Genomic DNA, 18,014 nt, shown 5'->3' on the forward strand with positions numbered 1-18,014 from the left:
TTCGTGGTGATGACAGCTGTGCGCAGGCACCTGCCACTGATTGCGGTGGTGCTGGCGGCATTCTCCCTGCTGCTGGCATACCTCAACAAGGCCCGGTGTGCCGGGCCCGTGTTCAGCGAATTCGGGCGCAGCGAGAATTTCGACCTGTACAAGAATCAGCTGGTCTGCTACTCGGATATTCAGCTCTTGTGGCTCGGACGTGACATCGACCGCCACGTTTTCCCGTTCATCGAGGGCGGCATAACCCCTGATGGTCGGCTTTTCGGTGGCACCGTTGAATACCCGGTGCTCTCCGGCGTACTGATGTGGCTCGGCGCCATCCCCTCGTCCAACGACGCGGAGTTCCTCTTCTACTCGGCTCTCTTGCTCACGCCGTTCGCTTTGCTGACGGCGTGGATGCTCGCCAAGCTGGGCGGCCACCGCGTGTTGCTGTTTGTCGCAACTCCTCCGCTCATTATGTACGGCTTCCACAATTGGGAATTGCCCGTTGTCTTCACCGCTGTGGCCGCGATATACGTCGTGACGACGGCCCAAACGTGGAGCATTCGAACGCGCGGTATTGTCGCAGCTGTCCTGCTCGGCATTGGCCTGTGCCTGAAGTTGTACCCCGGAATTTTTGTTCTCCCATTGGCTCTCTATGTGTTGACAGAGGGGAAGAAAGAGCGCGGGCACTTCGATTTCCGGGGGGCCTTTTCTGTCGCGGGTGCCGCGGTGGCAACCGTAGCCGCGATAAATGCGCCATTCGCTATTGCTGGCTTCGAGGGCTGGCGGGCATCATTCGAGTTCCAGTCACTCCGCCGGGCTGATATCACAACAAACTCGATCTGGTACTGGGGCCTCCTCCCTAGGATGGAAGACGAGACTGTCTACGACGCCTGGGTGGAGTTGCTTTCACCTGCACTGATCCTTACTTCCTTCGCCGTCGCGGTCGCAGTCGGATGGTGGACCTACCACCGGCACGGAACGTACCCGTGGGTAGGAGTCTCGGCGGCGATGCTGTGCGGTTTCCTGCTTTTCCACAAGGTTCACTCACCACAGTTTGCTCTGTGGCTGATCCCGTTCTTCATTCTCCTTCGCGTTCCGTGGCAACTGATCGGCGCATATCTTCTCGCCGACATCGCAATTGGCATCGGTGTCTTCCGGTATTTCTACGATCTCGGAGCGGGCATCGATCCAACTGGCGGCTCAGAACTTGTGACACAGGTGGGGGTCTGGGGCCGAGCGGCTGGCCTTGTCATCTTCTACGCACTCTTCCTGCGAGCGTCCTACGTGCCGGACGAAAACGACACAATAACGCGTGATACCTCACCCGTGAACGCATATACCAAAACGCACAGCCCGTAATCCTGTGTTCTCATTGCCGTAGTACGATCATTTGTTTGAATGACAATGGGCAGCGTCGTGGCGGGACGCGCTGGGGAGGTAGTGATGTCGGCGAGCACTGGGCACACGTCGGAGGCACACTCACGCGTACGGAGAATCGGCCTCGTTGAGGATCACGAGTCGGTGGCGATCGGACTCGCTACCATCCTGGCGGATTACCCAGATCTGGAACTTGTGGTCGCGGCCCGCACCGTCCAGAACCTTCTGGACAAGGAGCAGGACCTCGATCTGGTCGTCCTTGATTTGCGGCTCGGCGACGGGTCCTCGCCAAAAAGCAACGTCAGTACATTGCATTCGCACGGCCTGAAGGTCCTTGCGTTCACCGGGGCGGAAAATCCCTTCCTAGTACGATCCGCTGCCCGAGCTGGCGTTCTTGGCGTCGTCCGCAAATCCGAGCCGGCTGCGGCGGTAGTTGATTCCATCCGCTGCGCGGCAGCAGGCGGGCAGGTCGTCACCACCGACTGGGCCGCCGCCATCGATGGTGATCCGCACCTGCCCAACGTGGGCCTCAGCCCACGCCAGCAGGAAGTGCTGGCGCTGTACGCGTCCGGCGAGAAAGCGACCCGCGTTGCGCACCTCACCGGCCTCGCTGAGCAGACCGTGTATGACTACCTAGCGCGGATCCGTCAAAAGTACGCGGAGGCGGGTCGGCCTGCGCCGACCAAAACTGATCTTTTCAAGCGGGCGGTCGAAGACGGCTGGCTGCCCGTACCCGAACATCCCGGCTCGTGAGGATGCTGCCGTGTCTACCGCAGTGCTGGCGAAGCCGCACTCTCAGGAACAATCGGCTGCCGCCGAAACCGAGCCGATAACTCCGGCCGCGTACCACAAGGTCTTCCGCACATTCGCGCTGGTACTGGGCGTCGCTGGTGTTTCCCTAGGCCTGCTCAATCAGCAGCGTGTGACGCGCGAATTAGAGATCTTGCCGATGTGGTGGAGCATCCCCGCCTTGTCCGCCGTGTTCGCCTCCACCCTTGTCCTCGCTCTGACCGCGTACTTCGCTCCAATCCGGATTCTGTGCGTCCTGCTCCGCACCATTTCCATCGGTTATGTCCTGGCGCTGATCACGTGGCCACTCGCCTACTCTGGCCCCCCACTCGAGGACGACTTTCGCTGCTGGTTATGGTCGGTTAACGCGCTCGCGGCAATGGCAGCCGCCGTCGCCTGGCCACCCCGAATAGCTCTGCCCTACCTGGCGCTGATCCCAGCTGGGAGTGTGCTGCTGAACGCGTATGCCGCCGAGCACGCCGAATGGGGCAACGTCATCGAAGACATTGCGATGGCAACGACAGCAGCGACTGTCTACGTCTCGATGGGCCTGATCGGTCTCAACACAGGCTGGCGGCTGGACGAAATCAAAGCGAGCGCACAAGCACGCGCAGCGAAAGCAGCCGCAACCGCGGCTCGCAACCAGGAACGTGAACGCATCGACGGGCTGATCCACGATGGCGTGATCTCAACGCTTCTCAACGCTTCACAGGGCGGTGACACTGCGGTGCTAGCGCGCCAGTCGCGCCGCACTCTCGACCAAATCGACGGGTTGCGCGCCGGCGTAGAGGCAGCGCGGGCCTTCCGCGGCTCTGAAGCAGTCGCGTACTTACGCTCAGCGGCAATGGACATCTCGGAAGATGTAATCGTCAACCTCGATGCCCCGCGCGAGATGGACAGCTTCACAATCCCCGCGCACGCCGTGCGTGCGATCGGTGCGGGACTCGCTGAAGCGCTGACCAACAGCATTCGGCACGCCGACGTGCCGGGACGCACGACGCACCGGACAGTGTCAATATCGATGTACCCAGAACGGTGCCGCGTCTCCGTGCACGACAACGGCAGAGGCTTCGACCCACGGAGCATCCCTGCTGACCGCCTAGGACTCGCGGTGAGTATCCGAGGCAGGATGGCACGTGTACCCGGGGGAAGCTCACGAGTCGAAAGCACCCCCGGAGGCGGCACCAACGTCACACTTTTCTGGCGGAGCAGCGATGATTGACAGCCCATTCCGCCACCGTGATATCCCCGCCATCTTGGGTCTTCGCAGCTCAGCAGCGTGGATTGTGGTCGTGTTCGTGGTGGCGGCATACGTCATCGTCGCCGCCCGCAGTTCCAGCGGCCTCGAATATCCCGTCGTCGCAGCAGTGGCTATCACGGCGATCGCGCTCGGCGGCTTCGCCATCGTATTCGCCAAGAGCGACCCGTTGCCTCTGCGCGCTGCGCTACCGCTTGGCGCCATCGCTCCGGTGCTGGCACTGCTTTTCTCGTTTCAGTTAACGCCGGGAGAGTTCCCGCATAACGCCACCTGGTACGTCAACGCTGTGACCTTCATCGTGTGTTTCACCGCACTGCGGGGACGGATCCTGATTGCGTGGATCAGCATGGGCATGATGGCTGTTGTGCTGACGTGGTGGGGGCTCAGCCACGGTGAGGGGCTAGCGTTCGGGTTCTGGCGCACCGCATTCTCAGCCAACCTGCTACTACTCGCGACAATCCTCGCATTCACGATGCGGCCCGTCGCGCGGACGGTATTCGCGCTGCAAGAGGGGGCGCTGCAGCGAGCTGCGGAACAAGCATCGACAACCGCGATACTCGAGGAGCGCGACCAGCGGCTGCAGCGTCTCAATGAGCTTGTCCGCCCACTCCTCGAACTCATCGCGTCAGGCACGGAGCTCACTGCGGCCGAGCGAGAAGAGTGCAGGTTGATCGAAGGCCAGCTGCGGGACTCGCTCCGGGCGAGGGCACTCGCCGTCGCTCCCATCCAGGAATCAGCGAAGCACGCCAGGCAGCGCGGGGTCGACGTCGTCCTGCTCGATGACGGTGGTCTTACCGGAGCCAGCGCCGAAATTGTGTCCCGGGTGCGCAAAGCGATCAGTTCAGTTCTCGACGACGCGCTGAACGGCCGGGTCACGGCCCGGGTATTGCCGAATGGGCGCGACGTATTGGCGACGATTCTCAGTACAAGCAACGATTTCACAACAAGAATCACAATTAACAGACACGGCGAAACAGAGTGGAGCCGTGAACCGACCCGCGTCTCTCCAACATTGTGACCAGGAGACCACACGGAGAATTTGATCGGCCGGCGATCAAAACTAATCGCAACAATGCGTCCCATAAACGCCCTGGATGTTGCCCCTAGTTTTAGGGGCACTAGAACTAGGGGATTTCCAACTAATCGGACATCGCCTAATGTTTGGCATTATCGGAGGCGGGTACTGCCCTCACTCCGGCAAGACTGACAACACAGAAGTGAGGTCCGATCTCATGAGTGCCCCATCACCTCTGCATCCTCAGCACGAGGCCGGCCAGGCTCGCACGGTTGAGCCCGCCCTTCGGCACCTCGCACTCGTCCGCTCAGCCCGAAATCGCCCCGCACTGTCCCCCCGCGAAATCGAAGTTCTGCGCGCCTGGTTCGCAAGCGATTCGAAAACCACGGTGGCCAGTAATCTTTCAGTTTCCCTCGGTACAGTGAACACCCACCTTGCGCGCGTTCGCTCGAAGTACGCAGCGGTTGGCCGCACCGCGCCCACGAAGGCCGCGCTTGTAGCCCGCGCCCTCCAGGATGGACTCGTCCAGCTCGAGGAACTCTAGACGGACGACCAGTGGTTGCGGCATGGACACGGAATAAGCCCGTCTTCCAGCGCGCATCGCAGCAGGCCCACCTTCCCTTCAGCAGCGCGACCAGCAGAAATGTACTTTGCTCGCGCCCTGTCGAGGTGCGTGGACACCGTGGTGGGGGCAACGCCAAGTTCCGCAGCAACTTCGCGCACTGTCATGCCCATTGTGTACGCGATAACCGCATCCTTCTCTCGCGCGGAAAGTTGCGGCGCAGGCCGCGCAAATCCATCGTCCGCTGGTCCGATCAACCGCTCTACGGTTGAAACGACAGTCTTTGTATCGATTGCATAGTGCAGCCACGCCGCATCTGGTACTGCAGTTGCCATCTCGGGGTCTCGCGCACCCAAAACGACCACCGGTGCGTCGCGGGGTGCCAGCACCCGGAAACGGTCCGCGTCACGCCCTGCACCGACTGTGCGGTAGATGACGAGGTCGAATGTCGATGATCCGTTTCCCGCGCCTACTTGTGCGGCCCGGTATCCGCGTTCCCTCAGCAGTGCTGCCAGCGCGTCATCCAGGAAATCGCCGCGTCCCACGATTCCGATCCACTTGCCCACTGCTGCCGCCTCGACAAGCCTCACTTCCTCACTGCCCTTCTCGCTTGCGCGTCCCGATGGATCAGTTACGCCGCAGGCATCTGCTGGACGCGTACGCTACCTGCATTGAACGCCACAGAACGGACATGCACAATCCGGCAATATTGCTGTCGGACAAAGAACCGACACATGATCGCCGAAATAGGCGCACAATCGGATCATGGGCAGCACGATTAGTACCCCGCAACACGGCACCGCTGTCGGGTCCGTGCGGTCAGTTCGAACGCGGGCGCACTCTTCAGTTAATTCCACAGAATCGGTCACACCACGGTGGACGTGGGTCCAATCGCGATGGTCCGGTACACCTGCGAGAATAATCTTCAGCAAAACCCGGGAGAGGAGCTACTGGTAATTACGAGGACTTTCTGACTAACCAATACCGACAAATTTGACTTCAGGGGTAAAAGAATGCTCCGCCGCTTATTGCTGAATGCATCGGATTCGCCGCGCGCCCGGCACTTCACCGAGAACAGCCGTATGGCGCGCCCGCTTGTTAGCAGGTTCATCGCCGGCGACTCACTCGAGGCCGCGTTGCCCGCAGTTCGCGAGCTCGTCCAGGACCGGTACGTGAGTCTTGATCATCTTGGTGAATTCACAACTGACGACTCAATCGTGCGTGATGCGGTCACCCTCTACACCGATGTACTCGACAAACTCGCTGACGACGGGATCGCTGATCGTGTCGAGCTCTCCGTCAAGCTCTCCTCACTTGGATCAGCCCTCACTCGCGATGCATTTCCTGCGACGCTGGCTGCGGCGCAGGAGATTTGCGCTGCTGCGGACGCTGCGGGGACATGCGTGACCGTCGACATGGAAGGAGCTGGGACTACGGATCTCACGTTGTCCGTTGTCCGCGCACTTCGTCGGGACTTCCCGAAGACTGGCCTAGTTCTGCAGGCCCACCTGCGCCGCACCGAAAGTGACTGCCGCGAGATCGCCAACTCTGGCACCCGGGTGCGCCTTTGCAAGGGCGCGTACCAGCACCCAGCGGACGCCGTCTACAGCACCCGCGAGGAGGTCCGTGAATCCTTTCGCAGGTGCCTTTCGATCCTCGTGAGCTCCGATACCTACCCGATGGTGGCAACGCACGACCCCGTTCTCATTGATTTTGCGGCGAGCCTCGCCGCTCGCACGAAGTGCGGGCGCGGCGATTTCGAGTATCAGATGTTTTACGGCATCCGCCCTGCAGAGCAAGTGCGACTTGCAGCCGAAGGTGCGAAAGTGCGCGTCTACGTCCCATTCGGGACGGAGTGGTACCCCTACTTCATGCGGCGACTTGCTGAACACCCGTCAAACTTGTTCTTTTTGCTGCGGGGCGAGGGCCCCGCCTAGCCGAGATGGTCTCGTACACACGCCAATCGATGATCCGCCCGGCGCAAAGTGTTAATGTGATCTGCACCACAGCACTTGGAGGGCATGGTGGTCGAACCTGCGAACCCGATACGCGCGATAAGCGCGCGGAGCGCAGGAATCCTCATGTCCATACTCACCATCTGCCTGCTCATCGCGTCAGCGCCACCAGCCACCGCAAGAGAAGAACCCGACCTCACCCTCCCGAGCGACGCTCTTAGTCAGGCGGTCTCGTGCCACGCCGGTCAAGAGGTACAGCTGAGCAGGCGGCCCGAACCACTGCTCCTCGTTCCCGGGGCAGGTGCTGCCGTGAGTCAAGGACTCCTCGACGAGTTGCTTGCCGCTGGTCACACCGCGTGCGTTCTCACACCGCCGGATATCCATGCGCGCAAGCCGCATCTCTACTCCGAGTATGTCGTCAACGCGGTGCGCGCGATGGAGGCGGTCCACGGCGACCGTATCAGCGTGGTCGGTTCCGACGATGGCGCCACGATTGCGCTGGGAACACTGCACCAATGGCCTTCCACCGCCCCCGCAGTAAAAGCCGTAGTCAGCATCGCGCCGCGCTTCTCAACTCCCCTGCTAGCTTCCGGCGACGCCGCGGCGCGCTGGTACTCGACTTTCGAGAACCGCAGCCTGCCTTCCGGACCCAGCTATACAGCCGTCGTTCACAGCAACGACGCCCGCACCCTCGCGGGCCACGTTAGCCTGCCTGAGAACTCGCCGCCCCTGGCCGCCATGACGGTAGTTGCGGTGCAAGATGCCTGTCCATGGCTACCTCCTGAAGCACGCATAATCGGGACGACGGCTCAGGACCGGCTCGACGATCTCCTCCGCACCCAGAACGTGTCGCTAGCCGACGACCCAATCGCACAGAAACTCACGGCCGCAGTTCTGGCTGCCTCTGCCGCGACTGATGTCCTCTCGGATGCAGCCACTTCGGCAGCCATCGCGGGGGCGCGTCAGGCTTGCCAGTGATGACACCACCGACAGGATCGTCTACACCATGCTGGCGAACCAGGTCTTCCTGCGGCCGGTAGATCTGCCTGATAATCAGCGCGCAGAGGGCAAGAACCGCGAGATCACGAACGACGACTGTGGCCGTAAACCACTGCTCTGGCAGCCCTTTGTTGCTGATCCCGTGGTAGTACATCATTCGCGGAGCCCACACTAGGGCGTCAACGGCCATCCAGGCTAAGAGGATGCGGATGTGCGGCAAAGCGAGAACTGCAAGAGGCACGAGCCACAGAGAGTATTGAGGGCTCCACACCTTGTTCGTCAGTAAGAAACCCGCAACTAGCAGGAAGCACAATTGCGCGACACGTGGCCGCCGCGGAGCCGTCAGCGCGATATATCCGACCCCGGCACACACGAGCAAGAAAAGCAGCAGGGACACCAAATTCAGGATTGATGGACTTTCCCCCGGAAGAAGGGGGCCATCGAAACCTTGCCACCCTGTGAACGTGCGGATGACGTTGTAAATGGAGTCAGGGTCCATTCCACGTTCACGATTGAGGCGGAAGAATTCATTCCAGCCATTCGGATACAGCATTGCGATGGGCAAATTAATTGCCAGCCACGTCGCCGCGGTCGTCGCTACTGCTTGCAGCCACGAGCGCAGAGTCGCAGACCGGATCGCGAGTACCAGAAACGCTCCGAGTATGAACAATGGGTAGAGCTTCGCCGCAGTACCCAGCCCGAGGAGGACGCCCGCGAGCATTGGCTTCTTGCGGCTCCACGCGAGGAGCGCGGTAGCGGCGAACGCCGTCGCGATGGCGTCGAAGTTGGTGAAAAGGTGCACAATCACAAGTGGTGAGATCGCGACAAGCGCAGCGTCCCAGATCCGCCGGCCCGCCAGCAGCGCTGTCGCCCAGACCGTGACGAGCCAGGCCAGCGCGAGTCCCACCGCCGAGACATTGAAGTACACAACTACAGGTAGCGCTCCCGGTAGAAGACCTGCGCGGGCACCCTCTGACCAGACGCTCCCGATCGCCGCCGCAGCGAACTGGTAGAGACCCGTGAGCACCGGATACTCCATGTACCGGGTCGTAATCGATCCGTCCGCCGCCTCTTGTTCCAGAGCGGTCTTGTAAGGGAAGGCAAGCTGATTAAGACGATGCACTCCGTAGAGGGGAACCGTGTCGGAGTAGCACAAGGCGACATACTGCCGCCCGTCACGCCAATCGATCGTCTGCGCTCCGTCCGGGCCCCCGGGATACTGCTGGATGCATGCGGCTTTGCCGAGCCAGCCGAGCGCCATAATCGCGACAGCGATCACGAGGACAACGCGTAGCGGCGTGAGGAAACGGGCCCGGCCGATAAGCGCGTGCTTGCCCACCGGGCCGCCGATGACGGTACTGAGGCGGCGCACCGTCGGGTCGGTGAGACTCGGCAGGTCCCGATCCGGCTCTGTGAGCCCTGATCGTCTCGCCTGACCTGATTGGCGTCGCCGACTGGCCGTCACGCAGCGTCAGTGGTCGCCGGTGCGGGCGTCGTTGTCACGCCCTCACCCTGTCCTGCCGGATTGCGACCAGCGCCTGGTACGACGCCGCCGCCTGCGCCCGGCGTAGCACCACCCTGGCCGGGGGTGCCCTCTCCCTCGCCAGCTTCACCTTCTTCGGGCTCAGTTGGTGTTCCGCCGTTGTTGTTACCCGGGATCGGGATTTCGACGGTCAGACCTGGGGCGATCTCGATTGTCGCGGTGGATGCCGGTTCATCCTCTTCTTCCGTCGCCTCTTCGGTCTCTTCAGGCTCTTCAGTCTCAGTCGGCGGTACGTAGACTGGGACACCAGAGACACCACCAATGGGGTCGGGCGTCGGGAACGATTCCCATTCGGTGTTGACCAGCGCGGAATCCATCGTCGACTTCCAGATCGTCGCGGGGATTCCCGAACCGTAGATCTGGCCGCCCCAAGCGTTCACAAGCGGATCACCATCGTTGGTGCCCACCCACACAGCTGTGGAGAGCGAGGGTGTGTAACCAATCATCCAGGCATCGCGGTTGAAGCCAGTGTCACCGAGCTGCGTGGTCCCCGTTTTTGATGCCGAAGGCCTGCCGCCAGCGAGCGCGTTGCCGTTCGAGTAGGCCGCAATCGGTTCCATCGCGGACGTCGCGTTGTCCGCGACAGCAGCCCGGAGCCGTCGTTCACCATTCGGATTCCCACGGTCGAACAGGAGATTTCCGTCCGCTGTAACGACCCGCTCGACGAAGTACGGCTCATGAAACTCACCCGACGCCGCGAGCGTCGCATACGACGACGCCATGTCGATCGGGCGGACCTGGTACTGCCCGAGCACAATACCGTTGTTCGGCGGATCACCATTTTCGGTGAGAGCTTCGTGGTTCAGTCCGCGGATCTCGCGGGGAATGCCTGCTTTGTGCGCAGCTTCCTTCACGTCGAGCGGCCCGCGATCAAGCGAAAGCATGAGCCGATAAAAGGACGTGTTCAGCGACTGTTTCAGTGCTTCAGCGATCGAGCAGCGCCCGCAACTTGCTCCACCAACATTCCGGACGGTGATGCCGTGCATTGTGACCGGGCTGCTGTCGAAGGGCTGGGTAACCGGAATACCCTGTTCCAGGGCTGCAACGAGACCAAACACCTTGAAGGTAGAGCCTGTCTGCAACGGTGCCTGCGCGTAGTCGAAGCCGGTACCGTCAGTGCCGCCATAGTAAGCGCGCACGGCGCCACTGCGGGGATCCACAGACACCACTGCGGAACGAAGATTGTCGGGCTGTCCGGACAGGTTGTTCTGGACTGCGCGGACCGCCCCTTCCTGTGCAGTGCTGTCGATAGAGGTCGTGATCTGCAGGCCCTCAGTGTTAAGGGTCTGCTCCGTGATGCCGAGCGAGTGCAGTTCCTCAATGACACGGGACCTGATAAGGCCGTTCGGCCCCGGCGTCGTGGTTGCGGCCGTCGCCTCCTCTAACGACCGGTACTCCGGGTATTGCGCCGCAGCGCGTTCACTGGCGCTCATAGCACCAATAGCGACCATGCCATCGAGTACATAACCCCAGCGGGTTTCGGCGGCTTCGCGGTTCTGCGCTGGATCCAGACGCGACGGCTGCTGGATGGTAGCCGCAAGGACCGCGCCTTCTTCAGGGGTGAGGTTGCTGACGGGTTTCCCGAAGTACGCTTCGGCTGCGGAAGCAATTCCGTACGCGTTGCGGCCGTAATAGATCGTATTGAGGTAGGCGACCAGAATGTCGTCCTTCGACCACTCCCGCGCCATCTTCGTCGCGATGACGAGTTCCCGCATCTTGCGAACGAGCGAGCGATCCGCGCCAACCAATGCGTTTTTCACATACTGCTGGGTGATCGTCGACCCGCCGCCTGCGTCGTCACTGCCGAGAACGTTGTCCCTAACAGCTCGCGCGAGGCCGGTCACAGAGAACCCCGGGTTTGTGTAAAAGTCGCGGTCCTCCGCGGCGATGACCGCATTCAGAACATGGTCCGGAATCTGGTCTATCGACACTTCGACCCGGTTGCCTTCCGGCGGCACGATGCGAGCGAGCTCAGTTTCACCATCATCAGTGAAAATGGTCGCCACCTGGTTAGTGGGAATGTCGCCCGGCCGCGGAACGCTCGCCGCAACGTAGTAGGCCATGAAGGTTCCGATGGGAAGCACAAGCATGACGACGAACGCAACCGCGATGAGCCGTAGTATCAGGCCCTTGCGCGATGTGCCCTTCGTCGCCACTGGCCTTTTCCCAGCGGATGCACTTCTGGTCGAACTCACGATGAAACTCCAGTCCTCGCGGTCAACATCCGGCCCGCGTCACTCACTGGCGGTCCGGGCACTGCGCCGCGTCCTTGTCGATCGCGATCGCCGCGGCGGAGCCTCGCCGAGAACGTACGACTGCACCAGATGGTTCCAGCTGCACGTCCGGCAAACCTCGACGACGTGAACCGTGAACTCATCTTTTGTTTGTGCCAGGCGAATGATCTCATCATTGCTCCGCGCGGAACCCGATACGGTTCCCAAGCGGTCACCGAACACCCAGGATACGATCGTTAGCTGTTCCTTACGGCAAATCGGGCACACCACAGTACTTGGCCGTCCGTGAAACTTTGCAGCCCTAAGGAGGTAAGGGCTCGCATCGCACACCTCAGCAACTCCGACCCGGCCAGCGAACACTTCAGCCAGGACGGAGCGACGCTGGAGCGCGTAGTCCACGGTCTGCCGCTGCGATCGCACATAGACCAGAGTACGTCCGCGGTCTTACGAGCAGTCAGGCTGGTGGCGCAATTCGTAAACCAGCCACCGTCGTGATGTCTGACACTCACCGACTAGCGAGACGAAAGCAGCCCGGAGTGCATACTTGTGCACTTCCGGGCTGCTTTTTCGAGAACCTGAGTACCTGACTTAGTAGCCGGTCCCTCCGGTCCCTTCTTCCTCAGGCATTCCCGTATCACCACCGGTCACTCCGGCTTCACTGATCGGGGTTTCTTCGTCACCCTCGAGCGCGCACATCGCATCGATCGAAAGCAGCGCCGAATCAATTTCCGCCTCGCTGGGGTCCTGCTGGCCCTCTTGCTCGAGGTAGTCCGTCACTGTGGTCCGCTGGGTCTCAGGATCCTGCTCCGCAAACTCGCCGCACGTGGTGTCACCCCCCTGGCCGAAGAAATCTTCGACGCCTTCAGTTGCAGTGTCACCCATGTCACCAAGCGTGTCGCCCGTGTCCTCGAGCACGTCATTGCCGTTCGTGTCGTCACCGCAGCCAGCCACCGCGAGCGCCGCTGCCGCACCGCAGGCCGCAAAAACCACGCGGGGATTCTTCAGGTTCATTCGCACTCCTTATCTGGTTCCGGGCAATCTCCGAATGCAGTAAGTCAGCAGGACAATAACGCGTGGTGCACGTATGCAGCCAAACGCAACTACCGCCATCCCTGACTGCCCGCCAACATACACGAACTAATCAGGCGGTGAAACTATCCTGAACGTTTAAACGATTCCGTGTCTTTCGCGAGTCACGCCAAGAAGCCATTACTCGCCCCCGGGGAAACTATTCCCTGGGAGTTATGCGACTCCTGATGCCAGCTCAGCAGATTGTCGACACGGAATTATGAATGCGCCTGCACGCACGCTCGGGGGAAGAACACACCTCCGAGGTCAGGATCCCATGCGCCAGCGGCTAGAAGCCGGATCCGCCCTCGGTGCCCATTCCGCCATCTTCAGGCTGCATACCTGGGTCTTCATACATACCCGGGTCTTCGTACATGCCCCCCTCGTTGGGGTCCATGCCGGGGTCTTCGTACATTCCGCCGTCGTCATTCATCACGCCATTGTTTGTGCCGTTGTCGGTAATACCGTCGTCCGTTGTGCCATCGTCGTCCCCACAGCCGGACAGTGCCAGCACGGCGACAGCACCGCACGCGGCAAATGCTACACGCGGGTTCTTCAAATTCATCGGCTCTCCTTATTCGCGTCGTCAGTGCTCGTTACCTATAGCAGAGACGTCACCTGGCATGATCCCGCCATAACCAGAATCGACCCCTGCTGCCCCCACCGTACCTGAATGATGTAAAGGCAGAAAGCACCCATTTAAATTAGTGCCTCACAATACGGATGCCGACGGGCGCTACCTGGCGTTACGGGATGTGAAATAGTAATTCACCAGTCAATTTGAATAGCCTGTTTCCGGCATTCGGGATTAATCGTGCCGCATCGGTAGTGGGACTACCGCCGGGCGTGTCACCGCCTCCCAAATGGCGACCCGCTGACACTTCTGGTAGCGGTCAATATATCGGTGCGATACAGTTGGGCATCGCATCGCCACGCCTGCACGTGGCATACACATTAGGTCTGTCCCATGAGCGCCTGAAGGAGGTGGCAGTGCTCGAGCTCGCGATTCTCGGCCTCCTCCAAGAGGCGCCCATGCACGGCTACGAGCTGCGCAAGCGGCTCACCGGACTCCTCGGGCCCTTCAGGGCGTTCTCGTACGGCTCGCTATATCCGGCGCTGCGTCGGATGCAGGCGGACGGGCTCATCGAGGAGGATCCGCAATCCGAGGGGACAGGGCTTCGGCGACGCGCCCGGAAGGTGTACGAGATCACCGGAAAGGGCCGGAACCGATTCGCCGAGCTTGTGGCCGACACCGGGCCACAGAACTACAGCGATGATGGATTCGGGGTTCACCTGGCGTTCTTCAGCCGCACACCGGCCGATGCACGGTTGCGGATCCTCGAAGGACGCCGCAGGCAAGTCGAAGAACGGCGGGAAGGCCTTCGCGACGCGATTCGCCGCGCCACGAGCCACGACCGCTACACCAGCCAGTTGCACCAACTCTCCCTGGAATCCAGCGAGAGGGAAGTGCGGTGGCTTAACGAACTCATCACAGCCGAAGCCAGGGCAGCTAGCCGCAGCGCAGATGCCACCCTGCCTACTGAGCCATCCAGCGAGCTTCACCAGAAAGAAGGAGATCCCGAACATGGGTGACAATAAGGTACGCGTCGCGATCGCAGGCGTGGGGAACTGCGCCTCATCGCTGGTCCAGGGCGTTGAGTACTACAAGAACGCAGATGATACCGCCACCGTTCCCGGGCTTATGCACGTTCGTCTAGGCCCTTACCACATCAACGATGTCGAGTTCGTTGCTGCGTTCGACGTGGACGCCAAGAAGGTGGGTATTGATCTCGCGGAAGCAATCAACGCGAGTGAGAACAACACCATCAAGATCGCTGACGTTCCGCCGAGTGGCATCACCGTCCAGCGTGGCCCCACCCTCGATGGCCTAGGCAAGTATTACCGCGCCACCATCGAGGAATCGGACGCCGAGGCCGTCGACGTTGTCCAGGCGCTCAAAGAAGCGCAGGTAGATGTCCTCGTGTCATATCTACCTGTCGGATCGGAAGAAGCCGACAAGTTCTACGCACAGTGCGCCATCGACGCTGGCGTAGCGTTCGTCAACGCATTGCCCGTGTTTATCGCTTCAGACCCGGTCTGGGCGAAGAAGTTCGAGGACGCTGGCGTGCCAATTGTTGGTGACGACATCAAGTCCCAGGTGGGCGCGACAATTACCCACCGCGTCATGGCGAAGCTGTTCGAGGATCGCGGTGTGCAACTCGACCGCACGATGCAGCTGAACGTCGGCGGCAACATGGACTTCAAGAACATGCTCGAGCGCGAGCGCCTCGAGTCGAAAAAGATCTCCAAGACTCAGGCAGTAACGTCCAACATTAAGCGTGAACTAGTCGCCAAGGACGTTCACATTGGACCCTCCGACTACGTCGGCTGGCTCGATGACCGCAAATGGGCGTACGTACGGCTCGAAGGCCGCGCGTTCGGTGATGTGCCACTGAACCTCGAGTACAAGCTCGAGGTATGGGACTCGCCCAACTCCGCTGGCATCATCATCGACGCTGTCCGTGCGGCGAAGATCGCCCTTGACCGCGGCGTAGGCGGACCAGTGTTCTCCGCTTCTTCGTACCTCATGAAGTCGCCACCAAAGCAGCTTGCAGACGACGTGGCACGTACGCAGCTCGAGAGTTTCATCGAAGGCGAATAAGCCTCACAGCCTGCAGAAAGCGGGGTCACGGTCACGTGGACTGTGGCCCCGCTTTGTTGCGCGCAAGTATCGCTTAGGCCGAATCGGGTACTACTCCAACGGCAGACAGCGCACCACAGCCCGAGAGGAGCGACCGTGAGCGATCAGAACAAAGGCCAGCCTGGGGACACCACTGGCGGCGACCCAGTCCACACCACCCCAGAAGAGGCAATTGAGGAAGAGGAATCTCAGCGCGTCGACAAAGAGGACACTACGAAAAGCAGCAGCAGTAAGGCTGCGGGCGCCGTCCCAGATACGTCTGAGCTAGACCCCGAAGTCCTCCGGAAGGCCGAGGAGGAGGTCGCGGGAGTCAACAAGAAGTACAAGCCGGGTGCCCGCCCCACGGTCAAGGTGCCCGACACTGGAGGCACAGTCACCGGGACTGCCTTCGCTGAAGACTTTGCTGACCACGAGGAAAACGAAGACATCATCAAGGACTACGAGGAGCGCAAGGAAGCGGAGTCGGAAACCGAGGAATGACGCCTCACTCGCCTGCCTGCTGAACCTCCGCGGAGACGCGCTCGGCTGCTTCGTCCGCGACCTGTTGTGCAAGCACTCCGGCGGACACCATCTGCTGCAGAGCCTCGACGATCGCGATACGGCTCAGCGCCTTAGCCTGACGGCGGCGCAGCACGCGCTCGTCGAGTTTCTCGGAGATACCAAGATTCTCCAGCGTCTGGCTCGCCATCTCCTCCCAGTGGGCAAAGAGCCCCTTCGCGATGTCGACGTTCGCGACCTCCACATTCGGAAGGGACTTAAACAACTCCAACTCATCCGCTGCATTGTGCGATGCGAGCCGCCGGGCACAGATTTCGATATAGCCGACTTCGTCGAGGTCCTCGCCGAGCGGGGGCGGGAGTTTCCCCAGCGTCCACCGATGCAGCCTGGCGTACCACGGAAGGCAGGCCCGTCGGGCCTCATCCACCCGAAGCCCGCCCGCGCTGACCTCCTCGATCTCGTCGTCAATCTCCTGCATGAGGGTGCGAGTCGCGATCGGCGGCAACAACCCCGCGTCACTGAGGTTCTGATAACTCTCGCGCTGGATATGCAAACCGCGCAGCTCCAGGACGTCCACTTGCTCCTGGGCTGTGAGGCGGGTGCGAGCGAGCTGATCACGGGCATCGGCTTCTGCCACATCGAGGTGGGCCGTGACGAGTTCATCGCTGAAATTCAGATCCGCGAGCCGCTCTCGCGCGGATCGAACACCAACCATGCGGGCGAGTGCCTCCAGATACTCATCCTTGCGGCTCGGTTTATCCAGCCCAAGCGCATGGACCACAAAAGAGATGGTCGTTGCGTTTATGAGTAACGTGGCAAGTACCACTCCCCCCGTCATAGCGATGAACTGGTCACGCAGGTCCCCTAGTTCCAGGGGCAGCGCGAGAGCTAGGGCTAGAGCGACACCGCCCCGCAGACCACCCCAAATGACAACAGCGGAGTTCCGGTTCCCCACCCTCGGTATCCGCGCGAGCCGCTCCAGCGTCAATACAACAGGAATGACGCCGAGGGGACGCGAAATCAGCACCGCGGCGATACCCAAACCGATCGCCGCCAAGTTGTCCCGGATCAACTGGAAGTCGAGGGCGAGGCCAATGAAGAGAAACAGCAGTGCGTTTGCCATATAGCCAAGGGACTCCCACAGCTCATGGAGCAGGTCGCGTGCGGCGTGCTGGGCGCGGCTTTCGAGGAGACCACCGACGGTGATACCGGCCGCAACGGCAGCCATTACGCCAGAAGCATGCAGGATCGCTTCAGCGAAGACGAACGATCCGTACGCGACCGCGATTGACATTGCAGCGGCAGCGAGGCGATCCAGTAGCGGCAGCAGCAACACCGCTAGTGTGCCGACAATCGCACCCGTCAATATCCCGCCGGCTACCACCACGACGAAATCAACAGCACCGGCCCCTGCCGATAGGGCTCCAGTTACGGCTGCGACAGCGAGAATGTTGTACAGCACAATCGCAACACCGTCGTTGAGCAGACTCTCCCCCTCCACCAGGGTGAGCAGCCGCCTCGGCACACCGAGTTCCCGGAAGATCGCGACCACAGCGACCGGGTCGGTAGCGGAAATCAGCACGCCGAAAAGTAGCGCCGCAAAAATGGGGACACCGAGGAACGCCGTCAGACTCGCCCCGACAATGAGTGCAGAAATCACGAGGGCGGCAGATGCGAGAGCACTGATAGCGAGAAGATTTCTCATAAACTCGCGCGTAGATAGACCTAACGCGGCTTCAAAGATGAGGATAGGTAAGAACAGATTGATGAGTAGTTCCTTGAACCCCTCGCCACTCAGCAGTTCAGAAACGGCGAGATTGGCTCCCATTTCTGATGCGAGAAGTCCCGCGACCGCGAGAACAACTGTGAGCTGAATGTGGATCTTACGGGTGATCAGGCTGATCAGAACGGCTGCACCCAGCAAGAATGATACTTCGAGCAAAGCTCGCGGAAGTTGCTCAACCAGATCCTCGGGCATCGGGCACCTCAGGTTTAGCCGTAGTTGATCTAACGGTGCGCCTGCCTATCCC

At 61.0% G+C, this 18,014-nt stretch carries 17 protein-coding genes; 10 read left to right on the forward strand and 7 right to left on the reverse strand.

Features of this window, described 5'->3' with window-relative positions; translation table 11 throughout:
- Positions 1 to 9: 9 nt before the first annotated feature.
- The 5 genes from AS9A_RS21665 (at position 10) to AS9A_RS24720 (ending at position 4,968) form a co-directional block, all read left to right on the forward strand.
- Positions 10 to 1,344, forward strand: coding sequence for a glycosyltransferase family 87 protein (locus AS9A_RS21665; protein WP_049793813.1), 1,335 nt, complete (start codon positions 10 to 12; stop codon positions 1,342 to 1,344).
- 84 nt (positions 1,345 to 1,428) lie between these two features.
- The gene (locus AS9A_RS21670; RefSeq protein WP_013809314.1) at positions 1,429 to 2,115 is read left to right on the forward strand and encodes a response regulator transcription factor; all 687 of its coding nucleotides are present in this window, start codon (positions 1,429 to 1,431) and stop codon (positions 2,113 to 2,115) included.
- A 10-nt stretch (positions 2,116 to 2,125) separates the two neighbouring features.
- Complete coding sequence (locus AS9A_RS21675; RefSeq protein WP_013809315.1) at positions 2,126 to 3,373, forward strand: sensor histidine kinase; 1,248 nt, start codon at positions 2,126 to 2,128, stop codon at positions 3,371 to 3,373.
- Positions 3,366 to 4,427 (forward strand): hypothetical protein, encoded by a 1,062-nt coding sequence (locus AS9A_RS21680; protein WP_013809316.1) that lies wholly within the window; start codon positions 3,366 to 3,368, stop codon positions 4,425 to 4,427. Before AS9A_RS21675 ends, AS9A_RS21680 begins: the two co-directional genes overlap by 8 nt.
- Positions 4,428 to 4,641: 214 nt before the next feature.
- A complete protein-coding gene (locus tag AS9A_RS24720) occupies positions 4,642 to 4,968 on the forward strand; it encodes a LuxR C-terminal-related transcriptional regulator (protein WP_013809317.1) in 327 nt (108 codons plus the stop codon).
- On the opposite strand, the gene AS9A_RS24725 is transcribed toward AS9A_RS24720, so the two are convergent.
- Complete coding sequence (locus AS9A_RS24725; protein WP_013809318.1) at positions 4,965 to 5,576, reverse strand: helix-turn-helix transcriptional regulator; 612 nt, start codon at positions 5,574 to 5,576, stop codon at positions 4,965 to 4,967. The two genes, AS9A_RS24720 and AS9A_RS24725, sit on opposite strands and share 4 nt — an antisense overlap.
- 423 nt (positions 5,577 to 5,999) lie before the next feature.
- Between AS9A_RS24725 and AS9A_RS21695 the strand changes: the two genes are divergently transcribed.
- A complete protein-coding gene (locus AS9A_RS21695; protein ID WP_013809319.1) occupies positions 6,000 to 6,923 on the forward strand; it encodes a proline dehydrogenase family protein in 924 nt (307 codons plus the stop codon).
- Between the two features lie 144 nt (positions 6,924 to 7,067).
- The gene (locus AS9A_RS21700) at positions 7,068 to 7,919 is read left to right on the forward strand and encodes a hypothetical protein (protein WP_148262529.1); all 852 of its coding nucleotides are present in this window, start codon (positions 7,068 to 7,070) and stop codon (positions 7,917 to 7,919) included.
- On the opposite strand, the gene AS9A_RS21705 is transcribed toward AS9A_RS21700, so the two are convergent.
- The 5 genes from AS9A_RS21705 to AS9A_RS21725 form a co-directional block, all read right to left on the reverse strand.
- Positions 7,822 to 9,336, reverse strand: a complete 1,515-nt coding sequence (locus tag AS9A_RS21705; RefSeq protein ID WP_237707984.1) for a glycosyltransferase family 87 protein — start codon at positions 9,334 to 9,336, stop codon at positions 7,822 to 7,824. The two genes, AS9A_RS21700 and AS9A_RS21705, sit on opposite strands and share 98 nt — an antisense overlap.
- A 65-nt stretch (positions 9,337 to 9,401) precedes the next feature.
- On the reverse strand, positions 9,402 to 11,573 hold the full coding sequence (locus AS9A_RS21710) for a transglycosylase domain-containing protein (RefSeq protein WP_085930655.1): 2,172 nt from the start codon (positions 11,571 to 11,573) through the stop codon (positions 9,402 to 9,404).
- A 144-nt stretch (positions 11,574 to 11,717) separates the two neighbouring features.
- The gene (locus tag AS9A_RS23720) at positions 11,718 to 12,137 is read right to left on the reverse strand and encodes a DUF5318 family protein (protein WP_085930626.1); all 420 of its coding nucleotides are present in this window, start codon (positions 12,135 to 12,137) and stop codon (positions 11,718 to 11,720) included.
- A 168-nt stretch (positions 12,138 to 12,305) separates the two neighbouring features.
- Positions 12,306 to 12,728, reverse strand: a complete 423-nt coding sequence (locus AS9A_RS22965) for a hypothetical protein (protein ID WP_013809324.1) — start codon at positions 12,726 to 12,728, stop codon at positions 12,306 to 12,308.
- A gap of 346 nt (positions 12,729 to 13,074) precedes the next feature.
- Positions 13,075 to 13,350 carry a hypothetical protein gene (locus AS9A_RS21725; RefSeq protein ID WP_013809325.1) on the reverse strand — a complete coding sequence of 92 codons (276 nt, stop codon included), beginning with the start codon at positions 13,348 to 13,350 and terminating at the stop codon, positions 13,075 to 13,077.
- A 425-nt stretch (positions 13,351 to 13,775) separates the two neighbouring features.
- Here AS9A_RS21725 and AS9A_RS21730 point away from each other — a divergent pair, with 425 nt between their 5' ends.
- The 3 genes from AS9A_RS21730 to AS9A_RS21740 all read left to right on the forward strand — a co-directional run bounded on the left by AS9A_RS21730 (position 13,776) and on the right by AS9A_RS21740 (position 15,966).
- Entirely contained in the window at positions 13,776 to 14,378 is a 603-nt protein-coding gene (locus AS9A_RS21730; RefSeq protein ID WP_013809326.1) for a PadR family transcriptional regulator, read from the forward strand.
- Positions 14,371 to 15,447, forward strand: coding sequence for an inositol-3-phosphate synthase (locus AS9A_RS21735; RefSeq protein WP_013809327.1), 1,077 nt, complete (start codon positions 14,371 to 14,373; stop codon positions 15,445 to 15,447). Before AS9A_RS21730 ends, AS9A_RS21735 begins: the two co-directional genes overlap by 8 nt.
- A gap of 135 nt (positions 15,448 to 15,582) precedes the next feature.
- On the forward strand, positions 15,583 to 15,966 hold the full coding sequence (locus AS9A_RS21740; protein ID WP_013809328.1) for a hypothetical protein: 384 nt from the start codon (positions 15,583 to 15,585) through the stop codon (positions 15,964 to 15,966).
- Between the two features lie 4 nt (positions 15,967 to 15,970).
- On the opposite strand, the gene AS9A_RS21745 is transcribed toward AS9A_RS21740, so the two are convergent.
- Complete coding sequence (locus AS9A_RS21745; RefSeq protein ID WP_013809329.1) at positions 15,971 to 17,962, reverse strand: cation:proton antiporter; 1,992 nt, start codon at positions 17,960 to 17,962, stop codon at positions 15,971 to 15,973.
- Positions 17,963 to 18,014: the final 52 nt, after the last annotated feature.

Origin of the sequence: Hoyosella subflava DQS3-9A1 (assembly GCF_000214175.1) — a bacterium.
Taxonomy (GTDB): Bacteria; Actinomycetota; Actinomycetes; order Mycobacteriales; family Mycobacteriaceae; genus Hoyosella; species Hoyosella subflava.

Coding starts and splice junctions, on each gene's coding strand:
- AS9A_RS21745 (WP_013809329.1), bottom strand. CDS start 17,962: ATGCCCGAGGATCTGGTTGAGCAACTTCCGCGAGCTTTGCTCGAAGTA.
- AS9A_RS21700 (WP_148262529.1), top strand. CDS start 7,068: ATGTCCATACTCACCATCTGCCTGCTCATCGCGTCAGCGCCACCAGCC.
- AS9A_RS21735 (WP_013809327.1), top strand. CDS start 14,371: ATGGGTGACAATAAGGTACGCGTCGCGATCGCAGGCGTGGGGAACTGC.
- AS9A_RS21725 (WP_013809325.1), bottom strand. CDS start 13,350: ATGAATTTGAAGAACCCGCGTGTAGCATTTGCCGCGTGCGGTGCTGTC.
- AS9A_RS21695 (WP_013809319.1), top strand. CDS start 6,000: ATGCTCCGCCGCTTATTGCTGAATGCATCGGATTCGCCGCGCGCCCGG.
- AS9A_RS21680 (WP_013809316.1), top strand. CDS start 3,366: ATGATTGACAGCCCATTCCGCCACCGTGATATCCCCGCCATCTTGGGT.
- AS9A_RS21710 (WP_085930655.1), bottom strand. CDS start 11,573: ATGCTTGTGCTTCCCATCGGAACCTTCATGGCCTACTACGTTGCGGCG.
- AS9A_RS21665 (WP_049793813.1), top strand. CDS start 10: ATGACAGCTGTGCGCAGGCACCTGCCACTGATTGCGGTGGTGCTGGCG.
- AS9A_RS21670 (WP_013809314.1), top strand. CDS start 1,429: ATGTCGGCGAGCACTGGGCACACGTCGGAGGCACACTCACGCGTACGG.
- AS9A_RS22965 (WP_013809324.1), bottom strand. CDS start 12,728: ATGAACCTGAAGAATCCCCGCGTGGTTTTTGCGGCCTGCGGTGCGGCA.
- AS9A_RS24720 (WP_013809317.1), top strand. CDS start 4,642: ATGAGTGCCCCATCACCTCTGCATCCTCAGCACGAGGCCGGCCAGGCT.